Genomic DNA, 22,350 nt, shown 5'->3' with positions numbered 1-22,350 from the left:
GAAATTCCCACGGCCCGGTTTCGCCGCTTGACGAAATCGGAATCGGCAGGCATAAGCCGCCACTCTTGTTGGACCGGCTGTGCACTTCGGTGCAGACGCGGTTCGCAAGAACGACCTAAGTCACTGTTCTTTGCAGCTTCTTGGGACTTCAACGGCCTTCGCGGGCGACTGCGTGGGCCGATCGTTTTTGCGGATTTGCGTTTCCTGAGGGCCTCGTGCCCGAAGGCCTTCGGTCTTTGAAATGGTTCACAGGGACGCGGTCCTCCGACCGCATTGGAAGTAAGCACCGATATGGATCAAAGCATCCGCATCAGGCTCAAGGCCTTTGATCACCGCGTCCTCGATTTCTCGACGCGCGAGATCGTTAATACCGCCAAGCGCACCGGCGCGACCGTTCGCGGTCCGATTCCGCTGCCGACCCTGATCGAGAAGTTCACCGTGAACCGCTCGCCGCACGTCGATAAGAAGTCGCGTGAGCAGTTTGAAATCCGCACGCACAAACGCGTGCTCGACATCGTCGACCCCACCCCGCAGACCGTGGACGCGCTCATGAAGCTCGACCTGTCCGCCGGCGTGGACGTCGAGATCAAGATTTAAAGTAGAAAGAGGCGGGATCCGATGCGCACGGGCGTGATCGCCAAGAAGCTGGGCATGACCCGCGTGTTCGCCGATGACGGCGCGCACGTTCCGGTCACTGTGCTGCAGCTCGACGGCTGCCAAGTCGTCGGCCAACGTACCCAGGAGCGCGACGGCTACGTCGCTCTTCAGCTGGGCGCTGGCGCGAAGAAGGCTAAGAACACCAACAAGGCTCAACGCGAGACCTTCGCCAAGGCGGAAGTCGAGCCGAAAGCCTATGTCACCGAGTTCCGCGTCGATGCGGACGGTCTGCTGGACGTGGGCGCCGAGCTGTCGGCCGAACACTTCGTCGTGGGTCAGAAGGTCGACATCCAGGGCGAGACCATCGGTAAGGGTTTCGCCGGCGCCATGAAGCGCTGGAACTTCGGCGGTCTGCGCGCCACGCACGGCGTGTCGATCTCGCACCGTTCGCACGGTTCGACGGGCAACCGTCAGGATCCGGGCCGCACCTTCCCCGGCAAGAAGATGGCCGGCCACTACGGCGCCGAGACCGTCACCACCCAGAACCTGACCGTCGTGCGCGTGGACGCCGAGCGCGGCCTGATCCTGATCAAGGGCGCTGTCCCGGGTCACGACGGCGGCTACGTCAAGGTTCGTGACGCCATCAAGAAGGCCCGTCCGGCCGAGGCCCCGTTCCCGGGCGCCGTCAAGTCGGCCGCCACATCCTCTGGGGCTGCCGCTCAACCCGCCTCGACCCCGGCTGAAGAAGCCCCGGCCGAAGCGACCGAAGGCGGTGAAGCGTAATGAAACTCTCTGTCATCCAACTCGACGGCAAGGCCGCTGGCGACCTGGACCTGTCGGACGCCGTCTTCGGCATCTCCGACATCCGCGGCGACATCCTGGCCCGCACCGTCAACTGGCAACTGGCCAAGCGCCGCGCCGGCACGCACAAGGTTCAAACCCGTAACGAGAACTCTCGCACGGGCAAGAAGATGTACAAGCAGAAGGGCACCGGCGGCGCTCGTCACGGTTCGCGCCGTGCGCCGCAGTTCGTCGGCGGCTCGCGCGCGTTCGGTCCGGTCGTCCGCGACCACGGCTTCTCGCTGCCGAAGAAGATCCGCGCCCTGGCTCTGAAGCACGCCCTGTCCTCCAAGGCCAAGTCCGGCGACCTGATCCTGGTCGACAGCGTCTCGGTCAAGGAAGCCAAGACGGCCGCCCTGCGCGAGACCTTCGGCAAGCTGGGCTGGACCAAGGCCCTGATCATCGCGGGTCCGGAAGTCGACGCCAACTTCGGCCTGGCCGCCCGCAACATCCCGCACATCGACGTGCTGCCGAACGCCGGCCTGAACGTCTATGACATCCTGCGGGCCGAAAAGCTGGTGCTGACCAAGGCCGCCGTCGAGGCGATCGAAGCCCGCTTCAGCGACAAGGAAGCCGCGTAATGGCCGCTCAACCTACCGCCAAGCACTACGACACCATCCTGGCCCCGGTGATCACCGAAAAGGCCACGATCCTGTCCGAGCAGAACAAGGTCGTCTTCCGCGTCGCCGACACGGCGTCCAAGGACGAGATCGCAGCAGCGGTCGAAAGCTTGTTCAAAGTCAACGTCGTCAAGGTCAATACCCTGGTCCAAAAGGGCAAGACCAAGCGCTTCCGGGGCATCCTCGGTCGTCGCGTCGATATCAAAAAAGCGATCGTGACCCTGGCTGACGGCCAGTCGATCGACGTCACCACGGGGCTCTGATCAGATGGCCTTGAAAACCTACAATCCGACTTCGCCGGGCCGTCGCGCCCTCGTGCTGGTCGACCGTTCGGAACTTCACAAGGGCCGTCCGGAAAAGTCGCTGACCGAGGGCCTGACCAAGTCGGGCGGACGCGGGCAGGGCGGTCGCATCGCGGTCCGCTTCCGTGGCGGCGGCGCCAAGACCCTGTACCGCAAGATCGACTTCAAGCGTCGCAAGTGGGACGTGGTCGGCACGGTCGAGCGTCTGGAATACGATCCGAACCGCACGGCCTTCATCGCCCTGGTGACATATGCCGACGGCGAGAAGACCTACATCATCGCGCCGCAACGCCTTAAGGCGGGCGACACGATCATCGCGGGCGAAAAGACCGACGTGAAGCCGGGCAACGCCATGCCGCTGCGTTCGATGCCGGTGGGTACGATCATCCACAACATCGAGATGAAGCCCGGCAAGGGCGCCCAGCTGGCCCGTTCGGCCGGCGCCTACGCCCAGCTGGTCGGCCGCGATCAGGGCTACGCCCAGATCCGTCTCGGCTCGGGCGAGCTGCGCATGGTCCTGGACGGCTGCATCGCCACGGTGGGCGCGGTTTCGAACCCCGACCACATGAACCAGAACCTGGGCAAGGCCGGTCGCAAGCGTCACATGGGCTGGCGTCCGCACGTCCGCGGCGTCGCCATGAACCCGATCGACCACCCGCACGGTGGTGGTGAAGGCCGGACCTCTGGTGGTCGCACCCCCGTCACGCCGTGGGGCAAGGACACCAAGGGCACCCGTACCCGCAAGAACAAGGCTACGGACAAGTTCATCATCCGTACCCGCCACGTTAAGAAGGCTCGCTAAGAATGGCCCGCTCCTCCTGGAAAGGCCCGTTTGTCGACGGGTATCTGCTCAAGAAGGCCGACGCCGTTCAATCGTCGGGCCGCAAGGACGTGATCAAGACCTGGTCGCGCCGCTCCACCATCCTGCCGCAGTTCGTCGGTCTGACGTTCGGCGTGCATAACGGCCAGAAGCATGTGCCCGTGTCGGTCTCGGAAGAGATGGTCGGCATGAAGCTCGGCGAGTTCGCCCCGACCCGGAACTTCCCCGGCCACGCGGCGGACAAGAAGGCCAAGAGGAAGTAACCGATGGCCCAGACCAAGAACACGCGCCGCGTCGGTCAGACCGAAGCTCGCGCCAAGCTGGTGAACGTGCGGATCAGCCCGCAGAAGCTGAACCTGGTGGCCGCCTCGATCCGCGGCATGCCGGTTCAGAAGGCGCTGAACGAGCTGGAATTCAGCCGTAAGCGCATCGCCGGCGACGTCCGCAAGGTCCTGTATTCGGCGATCTCCAACGCCGAGAACAACCACAACCTCGACATCGACAATCTGGTCGTCGCCGAGGCCTTCGTGGGCAAGAACCTGGTGATGAAGCGTTTCGCGAGCCGCGCTCGTGGTCGCTCGTCGCGCATCCTGAAACCGTTCAGCGAGATCACCATCGTGGTCCGCGAAGCCGGCGAGGCCGCCTGATGGGACAGAAAATCAATCCGGTCGGTCTGCGCCTCGGCGTGAACCGCACGTGGGACAGCCGCTGGTTCGCCGCCGGCGCCGACTATTCCCGCCTGCTGCACCAGGACCTGAAGCTGCGCGAGTGGCTGCGGGAACGCCTGTCGGCCGCCGGCGTGTCGCGCATCATCATCGAGCGCCCGCACAAGAAGTGCCGCATCACCATCTACGCCGCCCGTCCGGGCGTCGTGATCGGCAAGAAGGGCGCGGACATCGAGAAGCTGCGCAAGGACATCTCGGCCCGGACCGAGGGTGAGGTTCACCTGAACATCATCGAAGTCCGCAAGCCGGAAACCGACGCGCAACTGATCGCCGAGAACATCGCCCAGCAGCTGGAACGCCGCGTGGCCTTCCGTCGCGCCATGAAGCGCGCCATGCAGTCGGCCATGCGTCTGGGCGCCAAGGGCATCCGGATGAACGTCTCGGGTCGTCTGGGCGGCGCGGAAATCGCGCGTATGGAATGGTACCGCGAAGGTCGCGTGCCGCTTCACACGCTGCGCGCCGACATCGACTACGGCTTCTACGAAGCCAAGACGACCTACGGCATCATCGGCGTGAAGGTCTGGGTGTTCAAGGGCGAGGTGCTGGAGCACGACCCGATGGCCCAGGACAAGCGTTGGGCCCAGGAAGCGTCGGGTCCGTCCTCGAACGAAGGCCGCGAACGCGGCGGCCCCCGTGGCGACCGCGGTCCGCGTCGCGACCGGGGACGTGAGAACTAAGTCATGTTGCAACCGAAGAAGACCAAGTACCGCAAGGCCTTCAAGGGCCGCATCCACGGCTCGGCCAAGGGCGGCTTTTCGCTGAACTTCGGGTCGTATGGCCTGAAGACGCTGGAACCCGAGCGCATCACGGCGCGTCAGATCGAAGCGGCCCGCCGCGCGATCACCCGCCAGATGAAGCGCCAGGGCCGCGTCTGGATCCGCGTCTTCCCCGACCTGCCCGTCACGGGCAAGCCGGCCGAAGTCCGGATGGGTAAAGGCAAGGGCGCGGTGGACCATTGGGCCGCCCGCTGCCACCCCGGCCGCATCCTGTTTGAAATCGACGGCGTTCCGGACGACATCGCCCGCGAAGCGCTCCGTCTCGGCGCCGCCAAGCTGCCGGTCCGCACCAAGGTCGTGACCCGCATCGACGCCGGCATCGCTCACGTTGAGGAAGCCGCGTAATGACCAAGATCGCCGATCTGCGGTCTCAGACGACCGACCAACTGGCCGACGAGCTGCTGAAGCTCAAGAAGGAACAGTTCAACCTGCGCTTCCAGGCGGCCACCGGCCAGATGGAAAAGACCCACCGCGTGGGTGAAGTGCGCAAAGACATCGCCCGCATCTCGACGCTTCTGCGCGAGAAGCGTGCGGCCTCGTAAGGAAACGAATATGCCCAAGCGAATTCTCGAAGGCGTGGTCGTGTCCGACAAGGGCGACAAGACCGTCGTCGTGAAGGTGGAGCGCACCCTGCTGCACCCCGTTCTGAAGAAGACCGTGCGTCTTTCGAAGAAGTATCACGCGCACGACGAAGCCAACGCGCTCAAGGTCGGCGACATCGCTCGCATCGTCGAGTGCGCCCCGAAGTCCAAGCTGAAGCGCTGGGAAGTCCTCTCCCCGGCCTCGGCCTCGTAATCAGAAGGATCTGATCTTATGATCCAGATGCAAACTAACCTGGATGTGGCCGATAATTCGGGCGCCCGCCGGGTCATGTGCATCAAGGTGTTGGGCGGCTCCAAGCGCCGCTACGCCTCGATCGGCGACACCATCGTTGCCTCCGTGAAGGAAGCCATCCCGCGTGGCCGCGTGAAGAAGGGCGACGTCGTGCGCGCCATCGTCGTGCGCACCGCCAAGGACATCCAACGCAAGGATGGCTCGGTCATCCGCTTCGACAAGTCGGCCGCCGTCATCGTCAACAAGGCGAACGAGCCGGTCGGCACCCGCATCTTCGGCCCGGTTCCGCGCGAGCTGCGCGCCAAGAACCACATGAAGATCATCTCGCTGGCTCCGGAGGTCCTGTAACATGGCCGCCAAGATCAAGAAGGGCGACCGCGTCGTCGTCCTCACCGGCAAGGACAAGGGCCGCACGGGCGCCGTGCTGAAGGTCCTGCCTTCCGAAAACCGCGTCGTCGTCGAAGGCGTCAACATGGTTCAGCGCCACACGCGCCCGAGCCAGGCTGATCCGCAAGGCGGCATCAAGAACAAGGAAGCCTCGCTTCACCTGTCGAACGTCGCCATCGCCGACGCCAACGGCAAGGCGAGCCGCGTCGGCTTCAAGATCGAAGGGGACAAGAAGGTCCGCTTCGCCAAGACGACGGGAGACGTCATCTGATGGCGACCGAGAAATACACCCCCCGCCTGAAGACGGACTATCAGAACCGCATCCGTGCGGAGATGAAGTCTAAGTTCGGCTATACGAACGAGATGCAGGTGCCCAAGCTGGACAAGATCGTCCTGAACATGGGCGTCGGCGAAGCTGTCGCGGATTCCAAGAAGGTCAATGCGGCCCTCAAGGATCTGACGGCCATCGCCGGCCAAAAGGCCGTGCCGACCAAGGCCCGTAACTCCATCGCCGGCTTCAAGCTGCGCGAAGGCATGGTCATCGGCGGCAAAGTCACGCTGCGCGGCGACCAGATGTACGAGTTCCTGGATCGGTTCATCACGATCGCGCTGCCGCGCGTGAAGGATTTCCGCGGTCTGAAGGGCACGTCCTTCGACGGTCGCGGCAACTACGCCACCGGTCTGAAGGAACACATCGTGTTCCCGGAAATCAACTACGACCAGATCGACCAGATGTGGGGCATGGACATTGTCGTCTGCACCACGGCCAAGACCGATGAGGAAGCCAAGGCTCTCCTCACCGAGTTCAAGTTCCCGTTCGTGAAGAACTGAGCGGGAAGGGAAGAGAACAATGGCTAAGAAGAGCGCCGTAAACCGCAACGAAGCCGTCAAGGCCCTGGTTGCGAAGTATGCCGCGAAGCGGGCCGCCCTGAAGGCGACCGCCAACGATGAAAACCTGCCGCTGGAGGAGCGCTTCGAGGCGCGCCTGAAGCTGGCCGAGTTGCCGCGCAACTCCGCGCCGACCCGCGTTCGCAACCGCTGCGAAGTCACGGGCCGTCCGCGGGCGTTCTATCGCAAGCTCAAGATGAGCCGGATCGCGCTGCGCGAACTGGGCAACCTGGGGCAGATCCCCGGCCTGACCAAGTCGAGCTGGTAAGGGGAGCATACAGTCATGATGATCAACGATCCCCTGAGCGACATGATCGCTCGCATCAAGAACGCGGCGACCCGCAAGCGTTCCAAGGTGCTGACCCCGGCCTCCCGTCTGCGCCAGCGCGTCCTCGACGTGCTGCAGGACGAAGGTTACATCCGCGGCTACAGCCTGGTTCAGAACCCGGGTGAGTTTCCGCAGTTCGAGATCGAGCTGAAGTATTTCGACGGTCAGCCCGTCATCGCCGAGATCGCGCGCGTGTCCAAGCCGGGCCGCCGCGTCTATTCGGCGATCGGCGATCTGAAGCCCGTCAAGAACGGCCTCGGCATCTCGATCCTTTCGACTTCGAAGGGCGTCATGTCCGACGCCGCCGCGCGCGACGCCAACGTCGGCGGCGAAGTCCTCTGCAGGGTCTACTGATATGTCCCGTATTGGCAAGAAAACCATCGCCGTGCCGAAGGGCGTGACTGTCACGCTCGACGGCCAGAACGTCACGGTCAAGGGTCCCAAGGGCGAACGCGCCTGGACCGTCGCCGAAGAGATCGAAGTCAAGCAGGAAGGCGACGAACTGTCGCTGGCCCTGCGTCAGGACACGCCGCGCGGCCGCGCGATGTGGGGCCTGTCGCGGACCCTGGTTGACAACATGGTCACGGGCGTCACCTCGGGCTTCGAAAAGTCGCTGGAACTGGTCGGCGTGGGCTACCGCGCCGCGATGAAGGGCGACGCCCTGTCGCTGCAGTTGGGCTTCTCGCACGAAGTCGACATCAACCCGCCGGCCGGCGTCAGCTTCGCTGTTCCCAAGCAGACCGAGATCAAGATCTCGGGCGCGGACAAGCAGGCCGTCGGTCAGATCGCCGCCGTCATCCGCAAGCTGCGTCCGCCGGAGCCCTACAAGGGCAAGGGCGTCCGTTACGCCGGCGAGACCGTGCGTCGCAAGGAAGGCAAGAAGAAGTAAGTCATGGCTCTCTCTCTTCGACAACAAGCCAAGCGCCGCGCCGAGCGCACCCGTCGCCGCCTGAAGGCCGTCGCCAACGGTCGTCTGCGTCTGTCGGTCTATCGCTCGGACAAGAACATCTCGGCGCAGATCATCGACGACGCCAAGGGCGTCACGGTCGCTGCCGCCTCGTCGCTGGAAGGCGGCAAGGGCGCCAAGGGTTCGGACATCGCCGCAGCCTCGGCCATCGGCAAGCTGATCGCCGAACGCGCCATCGAGAAGGGCGTCAAGGACGTCGTCTTCGACCGGGGCGAATACATCTATCACGGACGGGTGAAGGCGCTGGCGGAAGCCGCGCGTGAAGCCGGCCTGAACTTCTAAGGGACGGCAAGCATGGCTCGTGAACCCCAACGCGGCGGCGGCGATCGCAATCGTCGTGACCGCAACGCTCCGGCGGCCGACGCCCCCGAAAGCGACATCATCGAGAAGCTGGTGCACATCAACCGCGTCGCCGCCACCGTCAAGGGCGGCCGTCGTTTCTCGTTCGCGGCCCTGATGGTCGTCGGCGACGGCAAGGGCCGCGTCGGCTTCGGTCACGGCAAGGCGCGCGAAGTGCCGGAAGCCATCCGTAAGGCGACCGAAGAAGCCAAGAAGACGATGATCCGCGTTCCGCTGCGCGAGAACCGCACCCTGCACCATGACGGCAATGGCCGTTGGGGCGCCGGCAAGATCATGATGCGCGCGGCCCCTCCCGGCACCGGCGTCATCGCCGGCGGTCCGATGCGTGCGGTCCTCGAAACCCTGGGCGTCCAGGACGTCGTGGGCAAGTCGACCGGCTCGTCGAACCCCTACAACATGATCCGCGCCACCTTCGAAGCTCTGAAGGTCCAGTCGTCGCCCCGTCAGGTGGCTTCGAAGCGCGGCAAGAAGGTCGCCGACCTGATGGGCCGCCGCAACGACGGCGCCTCGGCGCCCGAAGCCGTGGAGTCCTAAGACATGGCCGAGAAGAAGACCGTCACCATCAAGCAGATCGGTTCGCCGATCCGCCGCAAGAACGACCAGCGCGCCACCCTGGTGGGCCTGGGGCTGAACCGTCTGGGTCGTGAATCGACCCTGGAGGACACCCCCTCGGTTCGCGGCATGATCGCCAAGGTCCACCACCTGGTGGAAGTGGTCGAGAAGTAAGCCGTTATCGCTACGCGAAGTGGCGAGTGGCGAGTGGCGAGTGGCGCGCGGGTCAGGACCGGCTAGGCCGATTTTCCTTGACTCGTCGCTCAACACTCGCCACTCGCCGTTTTCTTTTTTCCGAGCCGAGTCCGGACGATGTCCGGGCGCTAGCACCCGAAAGGATCAGGCACATGAAACTGAATGAAATCCGCGACAACGAAGGCGCCCACAAGAAGCGCATGCGGGTCGGCCGCGGCCCCGGTTCGGGCAAGGGCAAGACCGCCGGTCGCGGCGTCAAGGGCCAGAAGTCGCGCACCGGCGTCAGCCTGCTGGGCTTCGAAGGCGGCCAGATGCCGCTGTACATGCGCATGCCCAAGCGCGGCTTCAACAATCCGAACGCCCTGAAGCTGGCCGAGGTGAACCTGTGGCGCCTGCAGGACGCCATCGACGCCGGCAAGCTGGACGCCGCCTCGGAAATCAAGGGCGACGCCCTGGTCGCCGCCGGCGTGATCCGTCGCGTCAAGGACGGCGTGCGCCTGCTGGGCACCGGCGAGATCAAGGCCAAGCTGAACTTGGTCGTCTGGTCGGCCACGGCCGGCGCCAAGAAGGCCATCGAAGCCGCCGGCGGTTCGGTCGTCGAACAACGGATCGAAGCCGAGGCCAAGGCCGCCGCGCGCGTCGAGAAGCGCAACGCCGCCAAGGGCAAGGCTCCGGCCGCCAAGGCGCCCAAGGGCGACGCCAACAAGGTCTCGGCCCGCGCCAAGCGCGCCGCCGCCCAGGCCTGATCACACCGTCGTCGCGGCGTCGGGCCGTGACCTGATTACACCGACGACGACGAAAGAACGGAAGCGGCCCTCGCATGGGGGCCGCTTTCCGCCTATCTGACGACTCTCTCAGTCGTGGGGACGCATAGATGGCTTCGGCCGCAGAACAACTCGCCGCCAATATGAACATGGGCTCGTTCGCGAAAGCGACCGAGCTGCACAAGCGCCTGCTGTTCACGCTGGGCGCCCTGCTAGTTTATCGCATCGGCACCTATGTGCCGATCCCGGGCATCAATTCGCAGGCCTTCCTGCAGTTCTTCCAGGACCCGTCGGGTCAGCGCGGCATCCTGGACATGTTCAACATGTTCTCGGGCGGCGCCGTCGAACGGATGGCTATCTTCGCGCTGAACGTGATGCCCTACATCTCGGCGTCGATCATCGTGCAGTTGATGGGCACGGTGTATCCGCCTTGGGAGAAGCTGAAGAAGGAAGGCGGCGAAAGCGGCCGCAAGCAGTTGAACCAGTACACCCGCTATCTGACGGTGTTCCTGGCGCTGGCGCAGTCGTTCGGCATCGCGGCGGGGCTGAACGCCCAGGCCGGTCTGGTCGACAATCCCGGAATCTTCTTCATCGTCTCCACGGTCGTGACCCTGACGGGCGGCACCATGTTCCTGATGTGGCTGGGCGAGCAGGTGACGGCGCGCGGCGTCGGCAACGGCATCTCCCTGATCATCTTCGCGGGCATCGTGGCGGTTCTGCCGTCCACCATCGTGCGGCTGCTGAGCCTGGCCCAACAGGGCCAGATGTCACCCTTCGCCCTGTTCTTTATCGCCATCCTGGCGGTGGCGACCGTGGTCTTCATCGTCTTCATGGAACGCGCCCAGCGCCGCCTGCTGATCCAGTATCCGAAGCGCCAGGAAGGCAATCGCATGGCCGGCGGAGAGCGTTCGTTCCTGCCGCTGAAGGTCAACACCGCCGGGGTCATTCCGCCGATCTTCGCTTCGTCGCTGCTGATGCTGCCGACGACCGTGGCGACCATGACGGCGGGCGCCGATCTGCCCAGCTGGCTGAGCTGGCTGCCGCTGCTGACGGCGCAGCTGACGCATGGCCAGCCCCTGTTCATGGCGCTGTACGCCGCCCTGATCATCTTCTTCTGCTTCTTCTACACCTCGATCACCTTCAATCCGGAGGAGACGGCCGAGAACCTGCGCAAATACGGCGGCTTCCTGCCGGGCATCCGCCCGGGCAAGCGCACGGCGGACTATCTGGACTATGTCCTGACCCGCCTGACGGTGATCGGCGCGGCCTATATCACCGCGGTCTGCCTGCTGCCCGAGTTCATCGTCAGCCAGTTCGGCAACAGCCTGTATTTCGGCGGTACGTCGATCCTGATCGTAGTGTCCGTCACGATGGACACGGTGGCGCAGATCCAGTCGCAGCTGCTGGCGCACCAGTACGAGGGGCTGATCAAGAAGGCCAAGCTGCGCGGGCGCGGCGGGCGTGGCGCGCCCACGCCGGTGCGTCGCTGATCGCAGCGGGTTGAAGACGTCTAGGGGAGCTGAAGCGTGAACTTGATCCTGTTCGGACCGCCGGCGGCGGGCAAGGGCACCCAGGCCAAGCGGCTGGTGGAAGAGAAGGGCATGGTCCAGCTCTCCACCGGCGACATGCTGCGCGCGGCCATCGCCTCGGGCTCGGAACTGGGGGTCAAGGTCAAGGACGTGCTGGCGCGCGGCGATCTGGTGACGGACGAGATCGTCATCGCCCTGATCGAGGATCGCCTGCCGGAAGCCGAGGCCGCCGGCGGCGCGATCTTCGACGGCTTTCCCCGCACCGTGGCCCAGGCCGAGGCGCTGGACGCCATGCTGGCCCAGCGCGGCGCCCGGATCGACGCCGTCGTTCGGCTGAAGGTCGACGACGCGGCCTTGACCGACCGGATCGCCAAACGGTTCGCCGAACAGGGGCGGCCCGACGACAATCCCGAATCCTTCAAGGTTCGTCTGGACGCCTACAACCGCAACACCGCGCCGCTGCTGCCCTATTACCAGGGGCAGGGGAAGCTGACGGAAGTGGATGGCATGGGCTCCATCGAGTCGGTCGCCAGGGCCATCGACGAAGCCTTGGCGTGACCAAATCCGGCGTCGGGCGTTGAAGGCTCCGATGTCCGAAACCGCACCGGCCGACACCGCCCGAAACCTGCGCCGCTGGCGCGCCCCGGCGATCTTCGTCGGTGTGGCCGCCGTCGAGATCGGCCTGTTCGTCCTGCTGGGTCAGGTGAAGGGGCGCGCGCCCGAGGTCGCCGTGGTCGAGGATCGGCCTTTCGAGGTGGTCCTGTACGATCCGCCGCCGCCGATTCAGCAGCCGCCGGCTCTCGTCAGCGGCGGCGGCGCTCCGGCCGCGGCCTCCAAGATCAACATTCCGCCGCCGCCCCAGGTTCAGCAGCCGCGCGAAGTTCCCGCGCCGCCCAAGCCCGCGCCGACGCCCGCCCCCATCGTGGGTGTCGCGCCGGCCCCGTCGCCCCAGCCCGGTTTCGGCCAGGGCGGCCAGGGGGCGGGCCAGGGCGCGGGCGTCGGCGCGGGCGACGGTCCCGGCAGCGGCTCCAGCGGACCACGCCTGATCACCGGCCCGACGATGGGCCAGGTCCGCGCCAGCCATCCACCCGGCGCCCGCAGCCGCTATGGCCGGGTCGAACTGTCGTGCCGGATCCGGCTGGACACCCGCCTGGATGGCTGCCGCGTGATACGAGAGACGCCGGCGGGTCTGGGCTTCGGCGAGGCGGGGCTGGCGGTGTCCGGCCTGTTCCGGTTCCAGCCGCCCATCGAGAACGGTCGTCCTGTGGAGGGCCAGCAGGTGACGGTTGGGGTCGATTTCGGTCGTCCGCCGCGCTGAGCGTCTGAGACGTTGACGCCCGGTGAATCATCTGTATAAGGGCGCCTTCCCGCGAAGGGCGCCACGCTCCTGGTCTGTTGACCGGAGCGTTTGTTGCGTCTGACTAACGCGAATCTGGAGAATTTCGTGGCCCGTATTGCTGGCGTCAACATCCCGACCAACAAGCGCGTGGAAATCGCGCTTCAGTACATCCATGGCATCGGCCCCGCCGCCGCCAAGGACATCACCGAAAAGGTCGGCATCGAAGCCGCCCGTCGCGTGAACCAGCTGACGGACGCCGAAGTCCTGTCGATCCGCGAGACGATCGACCGCGACTATACGGTGGAAGGCGACCTGCGCCGCGAAACCTCGATGAACATCAAGCGCCTGATGGACCTGGCCTGCTACCGCGGCCTGCGTCACCGCAAGGGCCTGCCGGTCCGCGGTCAGCGCACCCACACCAACGCTCGCACCCGCAAGGGTCCGGCCAAGCCGATCGCCGGCAAGAAGAAGTAAGAGAGAGCTGACCGATGGCCAAGGAACCGGGTCGCGTAAAGCGCCGCGAACGCAAGAACATCACCTCGGGCGTCGCCCATGTGAACGCCAGCTTCAACAACACGATGGTGACGATCACCGACGCGCAAGGAAACGCGATTTCCTGGTCGTCGGCCGGCCACATGGGCTTCAAGGGTTCGCGTAAGTCGACCCCGTATGCGGCCCAGATGGCGGCGGAAGACGCCGGCAAGAAGGCCCAGGAACACGGCGTGAAGACGCTGGAAGTCAATGTTTCGGGACCGGGTTCCGGCCGTGAATCGGCTCTGCGCGCCCTGCAGTCCGTCGGTCTGACGATCACGACCATCCGCGACGTTACGCCGATGCCGCACAACGGTTGCCGTCCGCCCAAGCGTCGTCGCGTCTAATCGCGACCGCGTTCCAGGCACCCCCAATCTCCGTCGGCTCCACCATGGCCTCGTCGACAAGGCCGGAGCCGACGAAACCCGTTCGAGGGACAAAATGATCGAAAGAAACTGGCAAGAGCTGATCCGTCCCGAGAAGCCGCAGGTGGAAACCGGTTCGGACGCGCAACGCAAGGCGCGTCTGGTGGCCGAACCCCTGGAGCGCGGCTTCGGCGTGACGCTCGGCAACGCGCTGCGTCGCGTTCTGCTGTCCTCGCTGCAAGGCGCGGCGGTCACGGCCATCCAGATCGACGGCGTCGTGCACGAATTCTCGTCGCTGGAAGGCGTGCGGGAAGACGTCGTGGACATCGTCCTGAACATCAAGCAACTGGCGCTGCGCATGCACGCCGAGGGCCCCAAGCGCATGACCCTGCGCGCTACCGGCCCCGGCGCGGTGACGGCCGGCCAGATCGACGTGCCGGCGGACATCGAGGTTCTGAACCCCGATCACGTCATCTGCACCCTGGATGACGGCGCCTCGATCCGCATGGAACTGACCGTCCAGAACGGCAAGGGCTATGTCGCGGCCGAGTTCAACCGTCCGGAAGACGCGCCGATCGGCCTGATCGCCGTCGACGCCCTGTATTCGCCGGTCAAGCGCGTCGCCTATCGCGTCGAGCCGACCCGTCAGGGCCAGTCGCTGGACTACGACAAGCTGCTGCTGGAAGTCGAAACCAACGGTGCGGTCACGCCGGTCGACGCCGTGGCCTACGCCGCGCGCATCCTGCAAGACCAACTGCAGATTTTCATCACCTTCGAAGAGCCCAAGAAGGCGGTCGAGGCCGCCGACGGCAAGCCCGACCTGCCGTTCAACCCGGCCCTGCTGAAGAAGGTGGACGAGCTGGAGCTGTCGGTCCGTTCGGCCAACTGCCTGAAGAACGACAACATCGTCTATATCGGCGACCTGATCCAGAAGACGGAGGGCGAAATGCTTCGCACCCCGAACTTCGGCCGCAAGTCGCTGAACGAGATCAAGGAAGTTCTCGCGACGATGGGCCTGAGCCTCGGCATGGACGTGCCGAACTGGCCGCCCGAAAACATCGAAGATCTGGCCAAGAAGTTCGACGACCAGATCTAAGTTCAACCCTCCGCCCGTTTCCTCTCGGGGAGAATGTCGGGGCGGTTAGAAGATTACGGGTCTAGGTCTCCGATCAGGAGATACCGGGCCCGGAGTAGGAGAGACCCTGATGCGCCACGGCGCCGCCCATCGTAAACTCGGTCGCACGACCAGCCACCGCACCGCCATGTTCGCCAACATGGCCGCCTCGCTGATCAAGCACGAGCAGATCACCACGACCCTGCCCAAGGCCAAGGAACTGCGTCCCTTCGTCGAGAAGCTGGTCACGCTGGCCAAGAAGGGCGACCTTCACGCGCGTCGTCAGGCCATCAGCCAGGTCCGCGACGTGCCGCAGGTCGGCAAGCTGTTCGAAACGCTCGGCCCGCGCTACGCCGACCGTAACGGCGGTTATATCCGCATCATGAAGGCCGGCTTCCGCCACGGCGACAACGCCCCGATGGCCGTGATCGAGTTCGTCGACCGCGACGTCGAAGCCAAGGGCAAGGACTCGGGTCCTGTCCTGGCCTATGAAGGCGACGACGAGGCCTGAGCCTTTCGTCTCTTTCGAGACTGCACGCCGAAAGGGCGGCCGGAATGATCCGGCCGCCCTTTTGCTTGGCCGCTGAGGACATCAACGCAGCAGGTTGGTTTTAGCCAGTTCGATCAGTTCATCGCCGCGGCCGCTCATTACGGCGCGCAGGGCGAACAGGCTGAAGCCCTTGGCCTCTTCGGCCTTGATCTTGGGCGGCAGGGCCAGTTCCTGCCGGGCCGTGACGACATCCACCAGCGCCGGACCGTCGTGGATCAGGGCTTGGCGCAGGGCGTCCTCCAGAGTGTCAGAACGGGTGACGCGCACGCCAAAGAAACCGATGTCGCGGGCGACGGCGGCGAAGTCGGGGTTCTGCAGATCGACATTGGCGTCCAGATAGCCCGCTGCCTTCTGCTCCAGTTCCACGAAGCCCAAAGTTCCGTTGTTGAAGACGACGATCTTTATCGGCAACTTCATCTGCACTGCGGTCAACAGGTCGCCCATCAACATGGTCAGGCCGCCGTCGCCGGACAGGGAGACGACCTGGCGCTGGGGCATGGCGGCCTTGGCGCCCAGGGCCTGAGGCAGGGCGTTGGCCATGGAACCGTGGTTGAACGAGCCGATCAGGCGTCGGCGACCGTTCATCTTCAGATAGCGGGCCGCCCAGACGGCCGGGGTGCCCACATCGACGGTGAAGACCGCATCGTCCGCCGCCACGGCGTCCAGCGTCTTGGCGACGAACTGGGGATGGAGGGGTTGGTCGCCGTCGCGCGGCGTCGCCAGTTCGTCCAGACCTTTGCGCGCCTCGGCATAGTGTTTGCGCGCGCCGTTCAGGAAGCCGTCGTCGCGGTCGCGGTCGAGCCGGGGCGTCAGGGCCGCGATGGTCTCTCGCACGTCGCCGACGACACCCAGGGCCAGGGGGGCGCGACGGCCCAGGGCGCCGGGGTCGTAGTCGACCTGAACGATCCGCGCCTTGGGCGGATAGAAGTTGCGGTAGGGGAAGTCTGTGCCCAGCATCAAAAGGGTGTCGCACTCCATCATCGCATGGTAGCCGGACGAAAAGCCGATCAGCCCGGTCATGCCGACATCGTTGGGATTGTCCCACTCGATCCATTCCTTGCCGCGAAAGGCGTGGACGACAGGCGCCTTCAAGACTTGGGACAGGGCCACGACCTCGTCGTGGGCCCCTGCGACGCCCGAGCCGCACAGCAGGGTCACGGCTTTGGAGTCGTTCAGGATGTCGGCCATCTGCTCGACGGCGCCGGGGTCTGGCGTCAGGCGCGGTTGCGCCAACGGCGGCCAGTCCGTCGAGGCGTTTTCCGGCGCGGATTGCAGGGATACGTCGCCGGGAATGACCAGGACAGCGACGCCCTTTCGTCCGATGGCGGTGCGCATGGCCCGGTGCAGAATCTCGGGCATCTGGCGGGCGTCCTGAACCATTTCGCAGAAGTGGCTGCACTCCCGGAACAGTTCGGTGGGACGGGTCTCCTGGAAGTAGCTCAGGCCGATCTCGCTGGACGGGATGTGGGCGGCGATGGCCAGAACCGGCACATGGTTGCGCTGGCAGTCGTAGAGGCCGTTGATCAGATGCAGATGGCCCGGCCCGCAACTGCCCGCGCAGACGGCCAGTTCGCCGGTCAGGGCCGATTCGGCGCCGGCGGCGAAGGCGGCGACCTCTTCGTGGCGGACGTGCATCCAGTCGATTTCGCCCGAGCGCAGGAGGCTGTCGTTCAATCCGTTCAGACTGTCGCCCGTAACGCCCCAGATGCGCTGGACGCCGGCGCTGTGAAGGGTGGCTACGATCAGATCGGCCACGGTGCGCGGCGCGGATTTGCGAGACAGCAGGCCCATGCGGACATCCTTTCGGCGTGAAGCGCGACGGTTGGGGAGGGATGGGTCGCTTTAACGCCACGCTTGACCAGGAAACCCTGGGCGGCGGGTCGGGGTTCCGTTTGCCGGTCGGAAAACGACGCCGTCGGGGCCGTCAGGATAGGACCCTCTTCTCACCCCCTTCGGTCTGGGGCATTGAGCGGCATGACCTTCGCCATCGTCGATTATCGTTCCGAGCATGCGGCCGACTGGGCGCGGCTGAACCGGGCGTGGCTGGCCGAGGGCGGGTTCGCGGTGGAGGCCAAGGATCGGCGGGCCATCGACGACCCCGAGGGCGTCTTTCTGGCGGACGGCGGCCGCATCTTCATCGTTGAGCAAGATGGGCAGACGGTCGGCTGTTGCGCCCTGATCCGCATCGAGGACGGATTAGAGGTGGCCAAGATGACGGTCGCGCCCGCCGCGCGCGGTCAGGGATTGGCGCGGCGGCTGCTTGAAGCCTGCGAGGCGGCGGCGAAACGGCTGTATCTGGAGACCAACAGCGGCCTGGCGCCGGCCATCGCCCTGTACGAAAGTTTCGGCTTCGTCCCCCTGCCGGCGCGGCCCACGCCCTATGCGCGGGCCGACGTCTTCATGGAAAAGCGGCTCTAGCCCTATTCCTTGGACAGGTCCTGACGCTGGAACCAGAGAATGGCGCCGATCAGGGGAACCCCGGTCCACAGGCCAAGGCCCAGCAGGCCCTTGGCGAGGGCCTGGGGCGGCAGGGCCGCGGCTGGAGCGCCCTGAATCACGGCCTGCAACAGATCGGCGGCCATGCCAGGCGTCAGAAGCGGCATCAGCCAGCCTTTGGGCGAGGCGCCCATGGAGGCCAGGAGATTGGGCAGGAAGAACTGCCCCACGCCGACGACCAGCGGCACGAACAGGGCCGCCAGCAGCGAACGGGTCGTCACCGCCGCCAGGAGACCCAGCATGACGAACTGGACGATGCGGCCCCAGCCCAACAGGGTCAGCCAGGCCATGTCGGCCAGCTGGTCGCCGGTCAGGCTGAAGGTAAGGGCGCGTTTGAACACCATCGCCTTGACCAGGTTGGAGGCGATGTCGCCGATCAACACCGCGATCGTGGCGGCGATGGTCAGGCCGACCACCACCACGACCTTGCCCAGCAACAGGTTGGGCCGGCTGTTTCGGGCCGTGGTCAGGCGCCACGTCTCCCAGCGATAGTCCCCGGCGAAGATCGTGGCCGCGCCGATCAGCACGAACATCAGCACCGCCGGATTGGCGAACTGGGCCGCACTGGCGACCAGGCCCGCGCCCAGGTCCAGCGGAGAGGTGTTCAGGCCCAGTTCGGGCGGCAGCCTGCCGGCCAGCTTGGCCTCGTTGGCCTTGGCGACGATGAAGGTGGCGGTCGAGATCAGCAGGCCGATGACCGGCACGAACAGCAGGCTCCAAAACAGGGCCGTGCGGTTCTTCGACAGGCGATAGGATTCGGCGCGGATGGCGTCAACCAGCATGGGCGGTCCCCTTCGCGGCGTCGGCCTGCACGCCGGTCCAGCCGGTCTCGGTCATGAAGACGTCCTCCAGGTCGGCGCCGATCCAGCGGGCTTCCTCGATCTCGACCCCGGCCTCGACCAGGGCGCAGATGACGGCCGGGGTTTCCGACCGGGCGATGGCGGCCACCAGGGCGTCGCCGTCCAGACTGGCGCGATCGCCCAGAACGCTCAGGGCCTTGGCCAGGGGCGTGACCGACAGGCGCAGACGTTCGCCCGAGGCCGTCAGTTCCGAGACCCGGCCCTCGGTGATGACCCGGCCCTTGTTGAAGATGGCGACGCGGTCGCAGACGCGCTGGACCTCCTGCAACTGATGACTGGCCAGAATGATGGTCACGCCGTCGTCGTCGGCCAGGCTGCGGATCAGGGCGCGCATCTCCTGGATGCCGGGCGGGTCCATGCCGCTGGTCGGTTCATCCAGGATGACCAGGTCCGGCTTGGTCATCAAGGCGGCGGCGACGCCCAGGCGCTGCAGCATCCCGACCGAAAAGCCGCGCACCTTGCGGTTCGCCGCCTCGGTCAGACCCACGCGGGCCAGCCAGCCGTCGATCTCCTGGCCCGGGACGCCGCCGTGGGCGCGGCCCAGCCATTGCAACACCTGTCGTGCGGTCAGGAAGGGGGGAAAGCGCGGCGTCTCGATCATGGAGCCCATGCGCCGGGTGGCGGCCGGGTCGCCGATGCGTCCGCCCATGACCGTCGCTTCGCCGCCGGTCGGGCGGATCAGGCCCAGCAGGGTGCGGAACAGGGTGGACTTACCCGCGCCGTTCGGCCCGAGAATCCCATAGACCCCGCCGCGCGGGATCGACAGGGTCAGGCCGTCCAGGGCCTTCACCGAACCATAGGGCTTGGTCAGGTCGCGGATGTCGATGACGGTTTGCATCGGTCGAGCTTGGCCTGACGACGGCGTCTCCACAAGCCGCCGCGATGCGGCGTCGCATTAACGATCGGCAATGTTGGAGACCGGCGATCTTTGAGCCGCCGGCAACGCTTGGATCGTCGGACGTTCGGGCGCACAATGGCCGAAAGGGGCGGGGATTTGGGATGCGCAGGACTGTTCTGATCGCGACGGCGGCCGCCGCCTGTCTGGTGGCGCCGGTCGCGGTGGCCGATGCGACCGCGACGGCGGCGACCCTGGCCCTGATCGCCAATCCGCAAATCTGCGGCCGGGTCGGGGCGGTGGGCGACGCCCAGCCCACGGCCGACATGGTCATGGTTCCCGGCTTCGGCGACGAGGGCTTCAAGGTCGATACCGCCAATGCCGAAGCCCAAGCCTGGTTCGACTATGGCGTTCGTCTGCGCTGGGCTTTCGAGCATACGGAATCGGTGCGCGCCTTCCGCAAGGCGCGGCTGCTGGACCCCAGCTGCGGCATGTGCGCCTGGGGCGAGGCCTGGGCCATCGGGCCGAACCTGAACGGCGGCGGCCATGATCCGGAGTCGGTGGCGACCGGCCTGCGCGTGGCCCGCGAGGCGCGACGGCTGGCAGGCGACGCAACGCCGATGCAGCGCCAGATGATCGACGCCTTGATCCAACGCTATTCGGGCGGGGAGAAGAGCCGGGCGACCCGCTTCGCCCGCGCTATAGACCGGATCGCCAAACGTCATCCGGACGACGTCTCGGTGGCGACCATCACGGCCGACGCCTGGATGCTGAAGCCCGAAGGCGAGTGGTGGGACGACGAGGGCAAGGCCGCCGACCCGGCCGTGACGCGGGCGATGGCCATTCTGGAGCATGCGCTGGAGGTCAAGCCGAACGATCCCGGCGCCATCCACCTGTATATCCACCTGACCGAATGGTCGGACGACCCGCACCGGGCCCTGGCCTATGGCGAGCGGCTGGCGCAACTGGCGCCGGGGGCCAGCCATCTGGTGCATATGCCCTCGCACACCTTCTATCGCGTCGGGCGCTACAAGGACGCGATGATGTCCAACGTCCGGGCCGTGGCGCTGGACAAGAATTACGATCGGCTGGTCGGGCCGCCCGGCGGGATCAAGGGCATGCGGCTGCACGCCCACAACATCCACTTCGGCATGGGCGGCGCCCTGATGGCGGGCGGCGCCGCGCGGGGGCTGGAACTGGCCGACTGGTATATGCAGACCTATCCGGAATTGCTGGCCGAGCCCAAGCCGGGCGAAGACGATTATCAGACCTTCCGCCAGATCATGGCGGCGGACGCCTATGCGCTTTACGGCCGGTTCGGCGACGCGCGGCAGGTGGCGGCCCTGGCCGAGCCCGACGCCGGGCGGCCCCTGATGCGGGTCGGCTGGCGCTATGCGCGGGGCGAGGCGGCGGCGCGGCGCAGGGATGCGTCGGCCGTGCGGACCGAGGCGGCGGCCATCGCCGCCCTGCTGGCCGAGGGGGTCTTCAAGGGGCCGATGGCGGACCAGCAGAAGGGCTTCGCCGAGCTGTTCCAGAAAGTGCTGGAAGGCCGCGCGGCCATGATCGACCGCGACTATCCGGCCGCCGTCGCCGCCTATGGCCGCGCCGCCGCCATTCAGGCGATGACGCCCGAAGGCGGCGATCCGCCCCTGATCTGGTATCCGACGCGGCGCAGCCTGGCGGCGGCGATGCTGGCCTCGGGCGACGCGGCCGGCGCGCGCGACAAGATCGGCGAACTGCTGAAGGACTGGCCCAGCGACCCTTACAGCTATTACGTCCTGTATCGGGCGCAGATGGCCCTGGGCGACGAGACGGCGGCCAACGACGCCCTGCGCCACGCCGGGGTCGAATGGATCGGCGGGGCGATGAGCCTGGCCGAGGCTTAGAGTTTCAGGTCCAATCCGCAGGCGTTCGGCGACGCCGGAGTTCGTCATTCCGGGGCTGCCGACGCAGCAGAATGACGGGCGCAGCCTGACGGTCGATCAGAGCTAACGCTTGGCCGCCTCGATCATCTGGCCGATCTCGGCGGGGTCGATGCCGGCGCTTGCCTTGCCGTTGACGAAGAAGCTGGGCGTGCCTTGAAGGCGCAGCGCGGCGGCGGTCGTGTGGATGTCGGCGATGTGGCGGGTGGTGTCGGGGGCGGCGATGGCGGCCTTGGCGCGCGTCATATCCACGCCGTGCTGGGCCAGGATCTGGTCGATGGAGGCGATGCTGAGGGCGCGGGCCTCCATCAGGGCGTCATAGACCTCCAGATACTTGCCCTGTTGATGCGCGGCCAGGGCGGCGCGAGCGGCGTATTGCGAGGTGACGTCCTGGCCCCGGTCCAGGATCGGCCAGTCCTTGAAGACGAAGCGCACCTCGGGATGAGCGGCCATCAGGGCGCGATAGTCGTGGGCCACCGCCTTGCAACCGGGGCAGCGGAAGTCGAAGAATTCGATCACCGTGACCTTGGCGTCGGCGGGACCGAAGCTGGGATCGCGGCTGTCGGGAGCCAACAGGCCGGCGTTGGCGGCGGCGGCCTGGTTGATCTCGTCGACGCGGGCCTGAGCCTCCTTCTGCTGCAGGGCGGCGCTGGCTTCCTGCAGGACCTCGGGATGCTTCAGCAGATAGCCGCGCACGTCGCCGGCGCCGGTGAAATAGGGTGCGGCCGCCAGACCCAGGGCGATGACCGACAGGCCCAGGGCCAGATAGCCGGCGCGCGCGCCCAGGCCACCGGACTTAGGGGCGGCGGCAGGCGGGGGCGAGGGGGTTTGATCGGTCATGAAGGTTCTTTGTC

33 protein-coding genes and 1 pseudogene are annotated in these 22,350 nt (G+C 66.2%); 30 read left to right on the top strand and 4 right to left on the bottom strand.

All coding sequences use genetic code 11. The features are described from left to right. The first annotated feature begins 291 nt into the window (after positions 1–291). The 28 genes and pseudogenes from rpsJ to rplQ all read left to right on the top strand — a co-directional run bounded on the left by rpsJ (position 292) and on the right by rplQ (position 15,344). On the top strand, positions 292–597 hold the full coding sequence (gene rpsJ / locus QE389_RS05625; RefSeq protein WP_003164367.1) for a 30S ribosomal protein S10: 306 nt from the start codon (positions 292–294) through the stop codon (positions 595–597). Positions 598–618: 21 nt separating this feature from the next. After that, a complete protein-coding gene (rplC, locus tag QE389_RS05620) occupies positions 619–1,380 on the top strand; it encodes a 50S ribosomal protein L3 (protein WP_307365272.1) in 762 nt (253 codons plus the stop codon). Beyond that, the gene (gene rplD / locus QE389_RS05615; protein ID WP_307365270.1) at positions 1,380–2,018 is read left to right on the top strand and encodes a 50S ribosomal protein L4; all 639 of its coding nucleotides are present in this window, start codon (positions 1,380–1,382) and stop codon (positions 2,016–2,018) included. The genes rplC and rplD overlap by 1 nt, the downstream gene beginning before the upstream one ends. Further along, positions 2,018–2,320: a 50S ribosomal protein L23 gene (locus QE389_RS05610; protein WP_017506057.1), complete on the top strand. Its 303-nt coding sequence runs from the start codon at positions 2,018–2,020 to the stop codon at positions 2,318–2,320. Before rplD ends, QE389_RS05610 begins: the two co-directional genes overlap by 1 nt. A 4-nt stretch (positions 2,321–2,324) precedes the next feature. Then, positions 2,325–3,161 carry a 50S ribosomal protein L2 gene (gene rplB, locus QE389_RS05605; RefSeq protein ID WP_307365268.1) on the top strand — a complete coding sequence of 279 codons (837 nt, stop codon included), beginning with the start codon at positions 2,325–2,327 and terminating at the stop codon, positions 3,159–3,161. Positions 3,162–3,163: 2 nt separating this feature from the next. Next, positions 3,164–3,442 carry a 30S ribosomal protein S19 gene (gene rpsS / locus QE389_RS05600; protein WP_017506055.1) on the top strand — a complete coding sequence of 93 codons (279 nt, stop codon included), beginning with the start codon at positions 3,164–3,166 and terminating at the stop codon, positions 3,440–3,442. 3 nt (positions 3,443–3,445) lie between these two features. Further along, complete coding sequence (gene rplV, locus QE389_RS05595) at positions 3,446–3,826, top strand: 50S ribosomal protein L22 (protein WP_307365265.1); 381 nt, start codon at positions 3,446–3,448, stop codon at positions 3,824–3,826. Continuing rightward, on the top strand, positions 3,826–4,581 hold the full coding sequence (gene rpsC, locus QE389_RS05590; protein WP_054765461.1) for a 30S ribosomal protein S3: 756 nt from the start codon (positions 3,826–3,828) through the stop codon (positions 4,579–4,581). The genes rplV and rpsC overlap by 1 nt, the downstream gene beginning before the upstream one ends. A gap of 3 nt (positions 4,582–4,584) precedes the next feature. Next, positions 4,585–5,025, top strand: a complete 441-nt coding sequence (rplP, locus tag QE389_RS05585; protein ID WP_307365262.1) for a 50S ribosomal protein L16 — start codon at positions 4,585–4,587, stop codon at positions 5,023–5,025. Then, on the top strand, positions 5,025–5,222 hold the full coding sequence (gene rpmC, locus QE389_RS05580; protein ID WP_054765463.1) for a 50S ribosomal protein L29: 198 nt from the start codon (positions 5,025–5,027) through the stop codon (positions 5,220–5,222). The genes rplP and rpmC overlap by 1 nt, the downstream gene beginning before the upstream one ends. Before the next feature lie 10 nt (positions 5,223–5,232). Beyond that, a complete protein-coding gene (gene rpsQ, locus QE389_RS05575; protein WP_307365260.1) occupies positions 5,233–5,475 on the top strand; it encodes a 30S ribosomal protein S17 in 243 nt (80 codons plus the stop codon). A gap of 18 nt (positions 5,476–5,493) precedes the next feature. Next, positions 5,494–5,862, top strand: coding sequence for a 50S ribosomal protein L14 (rplN, locus tag QE389_RS05570; protein WP_292088341.1), 369 nt, complete (start codon positions 5,494–5,496; stop codon positions 5,860–5,862). A 1-nt stretch (position 5,863) separates the two neighbouring features. Continuing rightward, entirely contained in the window at positions 5,864–6,172 is a 309-nt protein-coding gene (gene rplX / locus QE389_RS05565; RefSeq protein ID WP_307365257.1) for a 50S ribosomal protein L24, read from the top strand. Further along, entirely contained in the window at positions 6,172–6,732 is a 561-nt protein-coding gene (rplE, locus tag QE389_RS05560) for a 50S ribosomal protein L5 (RefSeq protein ID WP_307365256.1), read from the top strand. The genes rplX and rplE overlap by 1 nt, the downstream gene beginning before the upstream one ends. Positions 6,733–6,751: 19 nt before the next feature. Further along, complete coding sequence (rpsN, locus tag QE389_RS05555; RefSeq protein WP_307365254.1) at positions 6,752–7,057, top strand: 30S ribosomal protein S14; 306 nt, start codon at positions 6,752–6,754, stop codon at positions 7,055–7,057. 15 nt (positions 7,058–7,072) lie between these two features. Continuing rightward, positions 7,073–7,471 carry a 30S ribosomal protein S8 gene (rpsH, locus tag QE389_RS05550; RefSeq protein WP_292088333.1) on the top strand — a complete coding sequence of 133 codons (399 nt, stop codon included), beginning with the start codon at positions 7,073–7,075 and terminating at the stop codon, positions 7,469–7,471. A 1-nt stretch (position 7,472) separates the two neighbouring features. Then, positions 7,473–8,006, top strand: coding sequence for a 50S ribosomal protein L6 (rplF, locus tag QE389_RS05545; protein WP_307365252.1), 534 nt, complete (start codon positions 7,473–7,475; stop codon positions 8,004–8,006). Between the two features lie 3 nt (positions 8,007–8,009). Beyond that, entirely contained in the window at positions 8,010–8,366 is a 357-nt protein-coding gene (rplR, locus tag QE389_RS05540) for a 50S ribosomal protein L18 (RefSeq protein WP_307365250.1), read from the top strand. A 12-nt stretch (positions 8,367–8,378) separates the two neighbouring features. Further along, positions 8,379–8,978: a 30S ribosomal protein S5 gene (gene rpsE / locus QE389_RS05535; protein ID WP_307365247.1), complete on the top strand. Its 600-nt coding sequence runs from the start codon at positions 8,379–8,381 to the stop codon at positions 8,976–8,978. Between the two features lie 3 nt (positions 8,979–8,981). Continuing rightward, positions 8,982–9,170, top strand: a complete 189-nt coding sequence (rpmD, locus tag QE389_RS05530; protein ID WP_307365245.1) for a 50S ribosomal protein L30 — start codon at positions 8,982–8,984, stop codon at positions 9,168–9,170. A 173-nt stretch (positions 9,171–9,343) separates the two neighbouring features. Then, positions 9,344–9,799, top strand: a pseudogene (gene rplO / locus QE389_RS05525) (50S ribosomal protein L15); the annotation flags it as partial. Between the two features lie 266 nt (positions 9,800–10,065). Then, complete coding sequence (secY, locus tag QE389_RS05520; RefSeq protein ID WP_307365240.1) at positions 10,066–11,445, top strand: preprotein translocase subunit SecY; 1,380 nt, start codon at positions 10,066–10,068, stop codon at positions 11,443–11,445. Positions 11,446–11,481: 36 nt separating this feature from the next. Continuing rightward, positions 11,482–12,042, top strand: coding sequence for an adenylate kinase (locus tag QE389_RS05515; RefSeq protein ID WP_307365238.1), 561 nt, complete (start codon positions 11,482–11,484; stop codon positions 12,040–12,042). Positions 12,043–12,073: 31 nt separating this feature from the next. Continuing rightward, on the top strand, positions 12,074–12,802 hold the full coding sequence (locus QE389_RS05510) for an energy transducer TonB (protein WP_307365236.1): 729 nt from the start codon (positions 12,074–12,076) through the stop codon (positions 12,800–12,802). A gap of 126 nt (positions 12,803–12,928) precedes the next feature. Further along, complete coding sequence (gene rpsM, locus QE389_RS05505; protein ID WP_054766909.1) at positions 12,929–13,297, top strand: 30S ribosomal protein S13; 369 nt, start codon at positions 12,929–12,931, stop codon at positions 13,295–13,297. A 14-nt stretch (positions 13,298–13,311) separates the two neighbouring features. Further along, positions 13,312–13,701, top strand: a complete 390-nt coding sequence (gene rpsK, locus QE389_RS05500) for a 30S ribosomal protein S11 (RefSeq protein ID WP_201100505.1) — start codon at positions 13,312–13,314, stop codon at positions 13,699–13,701. 94 nt (positions 13,702–13,795) lie between these two features. After that, positions 13,796–14,815: a DNA-directed RNA polymerase subunit alpha gene (locus QE389_RS05495; RefSeq protein WP_307365231.1), complete on the top strand. Its 1,020-nt coding sequence runs from the start codon at positions 13,796–13,798 to the stop codon at positions 14,813–14,815. A 109-nt stretch (positions 14,816–14,924) separates the two neighbouring features. Further along, entirely contained in the window at positions 14,925–15,344 is a 420-nt protein-coding gene (gene rplQ, locus QE389_RS05490; protein WP_307365229.1) for a 50S ribosomal protein L17, read from the top strand. 81 nt (positions 15,345–15,425) lie between these two features. On the opposite strand, the gene poxB is transcribed toward rplQ, so the two are convergent. After that, positions 15,426–17,174, bottom strand: a complete 1,749-nt coding sequence (gene poxB, locus QE389_RS05485) for a ubiquinone-dependent pyruvate dehydrogenase (RefSeq protein WP_307365227.1) — start codon at positions 17,172–17,174, stop codon at positions 15,426–15,428. A 183-nt stretch (positions 17,175–17,357) separates the two neighbouring features. Here poxB and QE389_RS05480 point away from each other — a divergent pair, with 183 nt between their 5' ends. Then, on the top strand, positions 17,358–17,801 hold the full coding sequence (locus QE389_RS05480; protein ID WP_307365225.1) for a GNAT family N-acetyltransferase: 444 nt from the start codon (positions 17,358–17,360) through the stop codon (positions 17,799–17,801). Between the two features lie 2 nt (positions 17,802–17,803). Here the strand turns inward: QE389_RS05480 and QE389_RS05475 are convergent, their stop codons facing one another. Both QE389_RS05475 and QE389_RS05470 read right to left on the bottom strand, forming a co-directional pair. Next, positions 17,804–18,661, bottom strand: a complete 858-nt coding sequence (locus QE389_RS05475) for a hypothetical protein (RefSeq protein ID WP_307365224.1) — start codon at positions 18,659–18,661, stop codon at positions 17,804–17,806. Continuing rightward, positions 18,651–19,577, bottom strand: a complete 927-nt coding sequence (locus QE389_RS05470) for an ABC transporter ATP-binding protein (protein WP_307365222.1) — start codon at positions 19,575–19,577, stop codon at positions 18,651–18,653. Before QE389_RS05470 ends, QE389_RS05475 begins: the two co-directional genes overlap by 11 nt. Before the next feature lie 161 nt (positions 19,578–19,738). Here QE389_RS05470 and QE389_RS05465 point away from each other — a divergent pair, with 161 nt between their 5' ends. Further along, positions 19,739–21,460 carry a lipopolysaccharide assembly protein LapB gene (locus tag QE389_RS05465; RefSeq protein ID WP_307365221.1) on the top strand — a complete coding sequence of 574 codons (1,722 nt, stop codon included), beginning with the start codon at positions 19,739–19,741 and terminating at the stop codon, positions 21,458–21,460. A 102-nt stretch (positions 21,461–21,562) separates the two neighbouring features. Here QE389_RS05465 and QE389_RS05460 read toward each other — a convergent pair whose 3' ends face one another. Continuing rightward, positions 21,563–22,336, bottom strand: a complete 774-nt coding sequence (locus QE389_RS05460; protein WP_307365219.1) for a thioredoxin domain-containing protein — start codon at positions 22,334–22,336, stop codon at positions 21,563–21,565. Positions 22,337–22,350 lie beyond the last annotated feature (14 nt).

Origin of the sequence: Brevundimonas sp. SORGH_AS_0993, assembly GCF_030818545.1 — a bacterium.
Lineage (GTDB): Bacteria > Pseudomonadota > Alphaproteobacteria > Caulobacterales > Caulobacteraceae > Brevundimonas.
The sequence above is the reverse complement of the archived record's forward strand: the minus strand, read 5'-3'. Positions and strand labels throughout refer to the sequence as shown.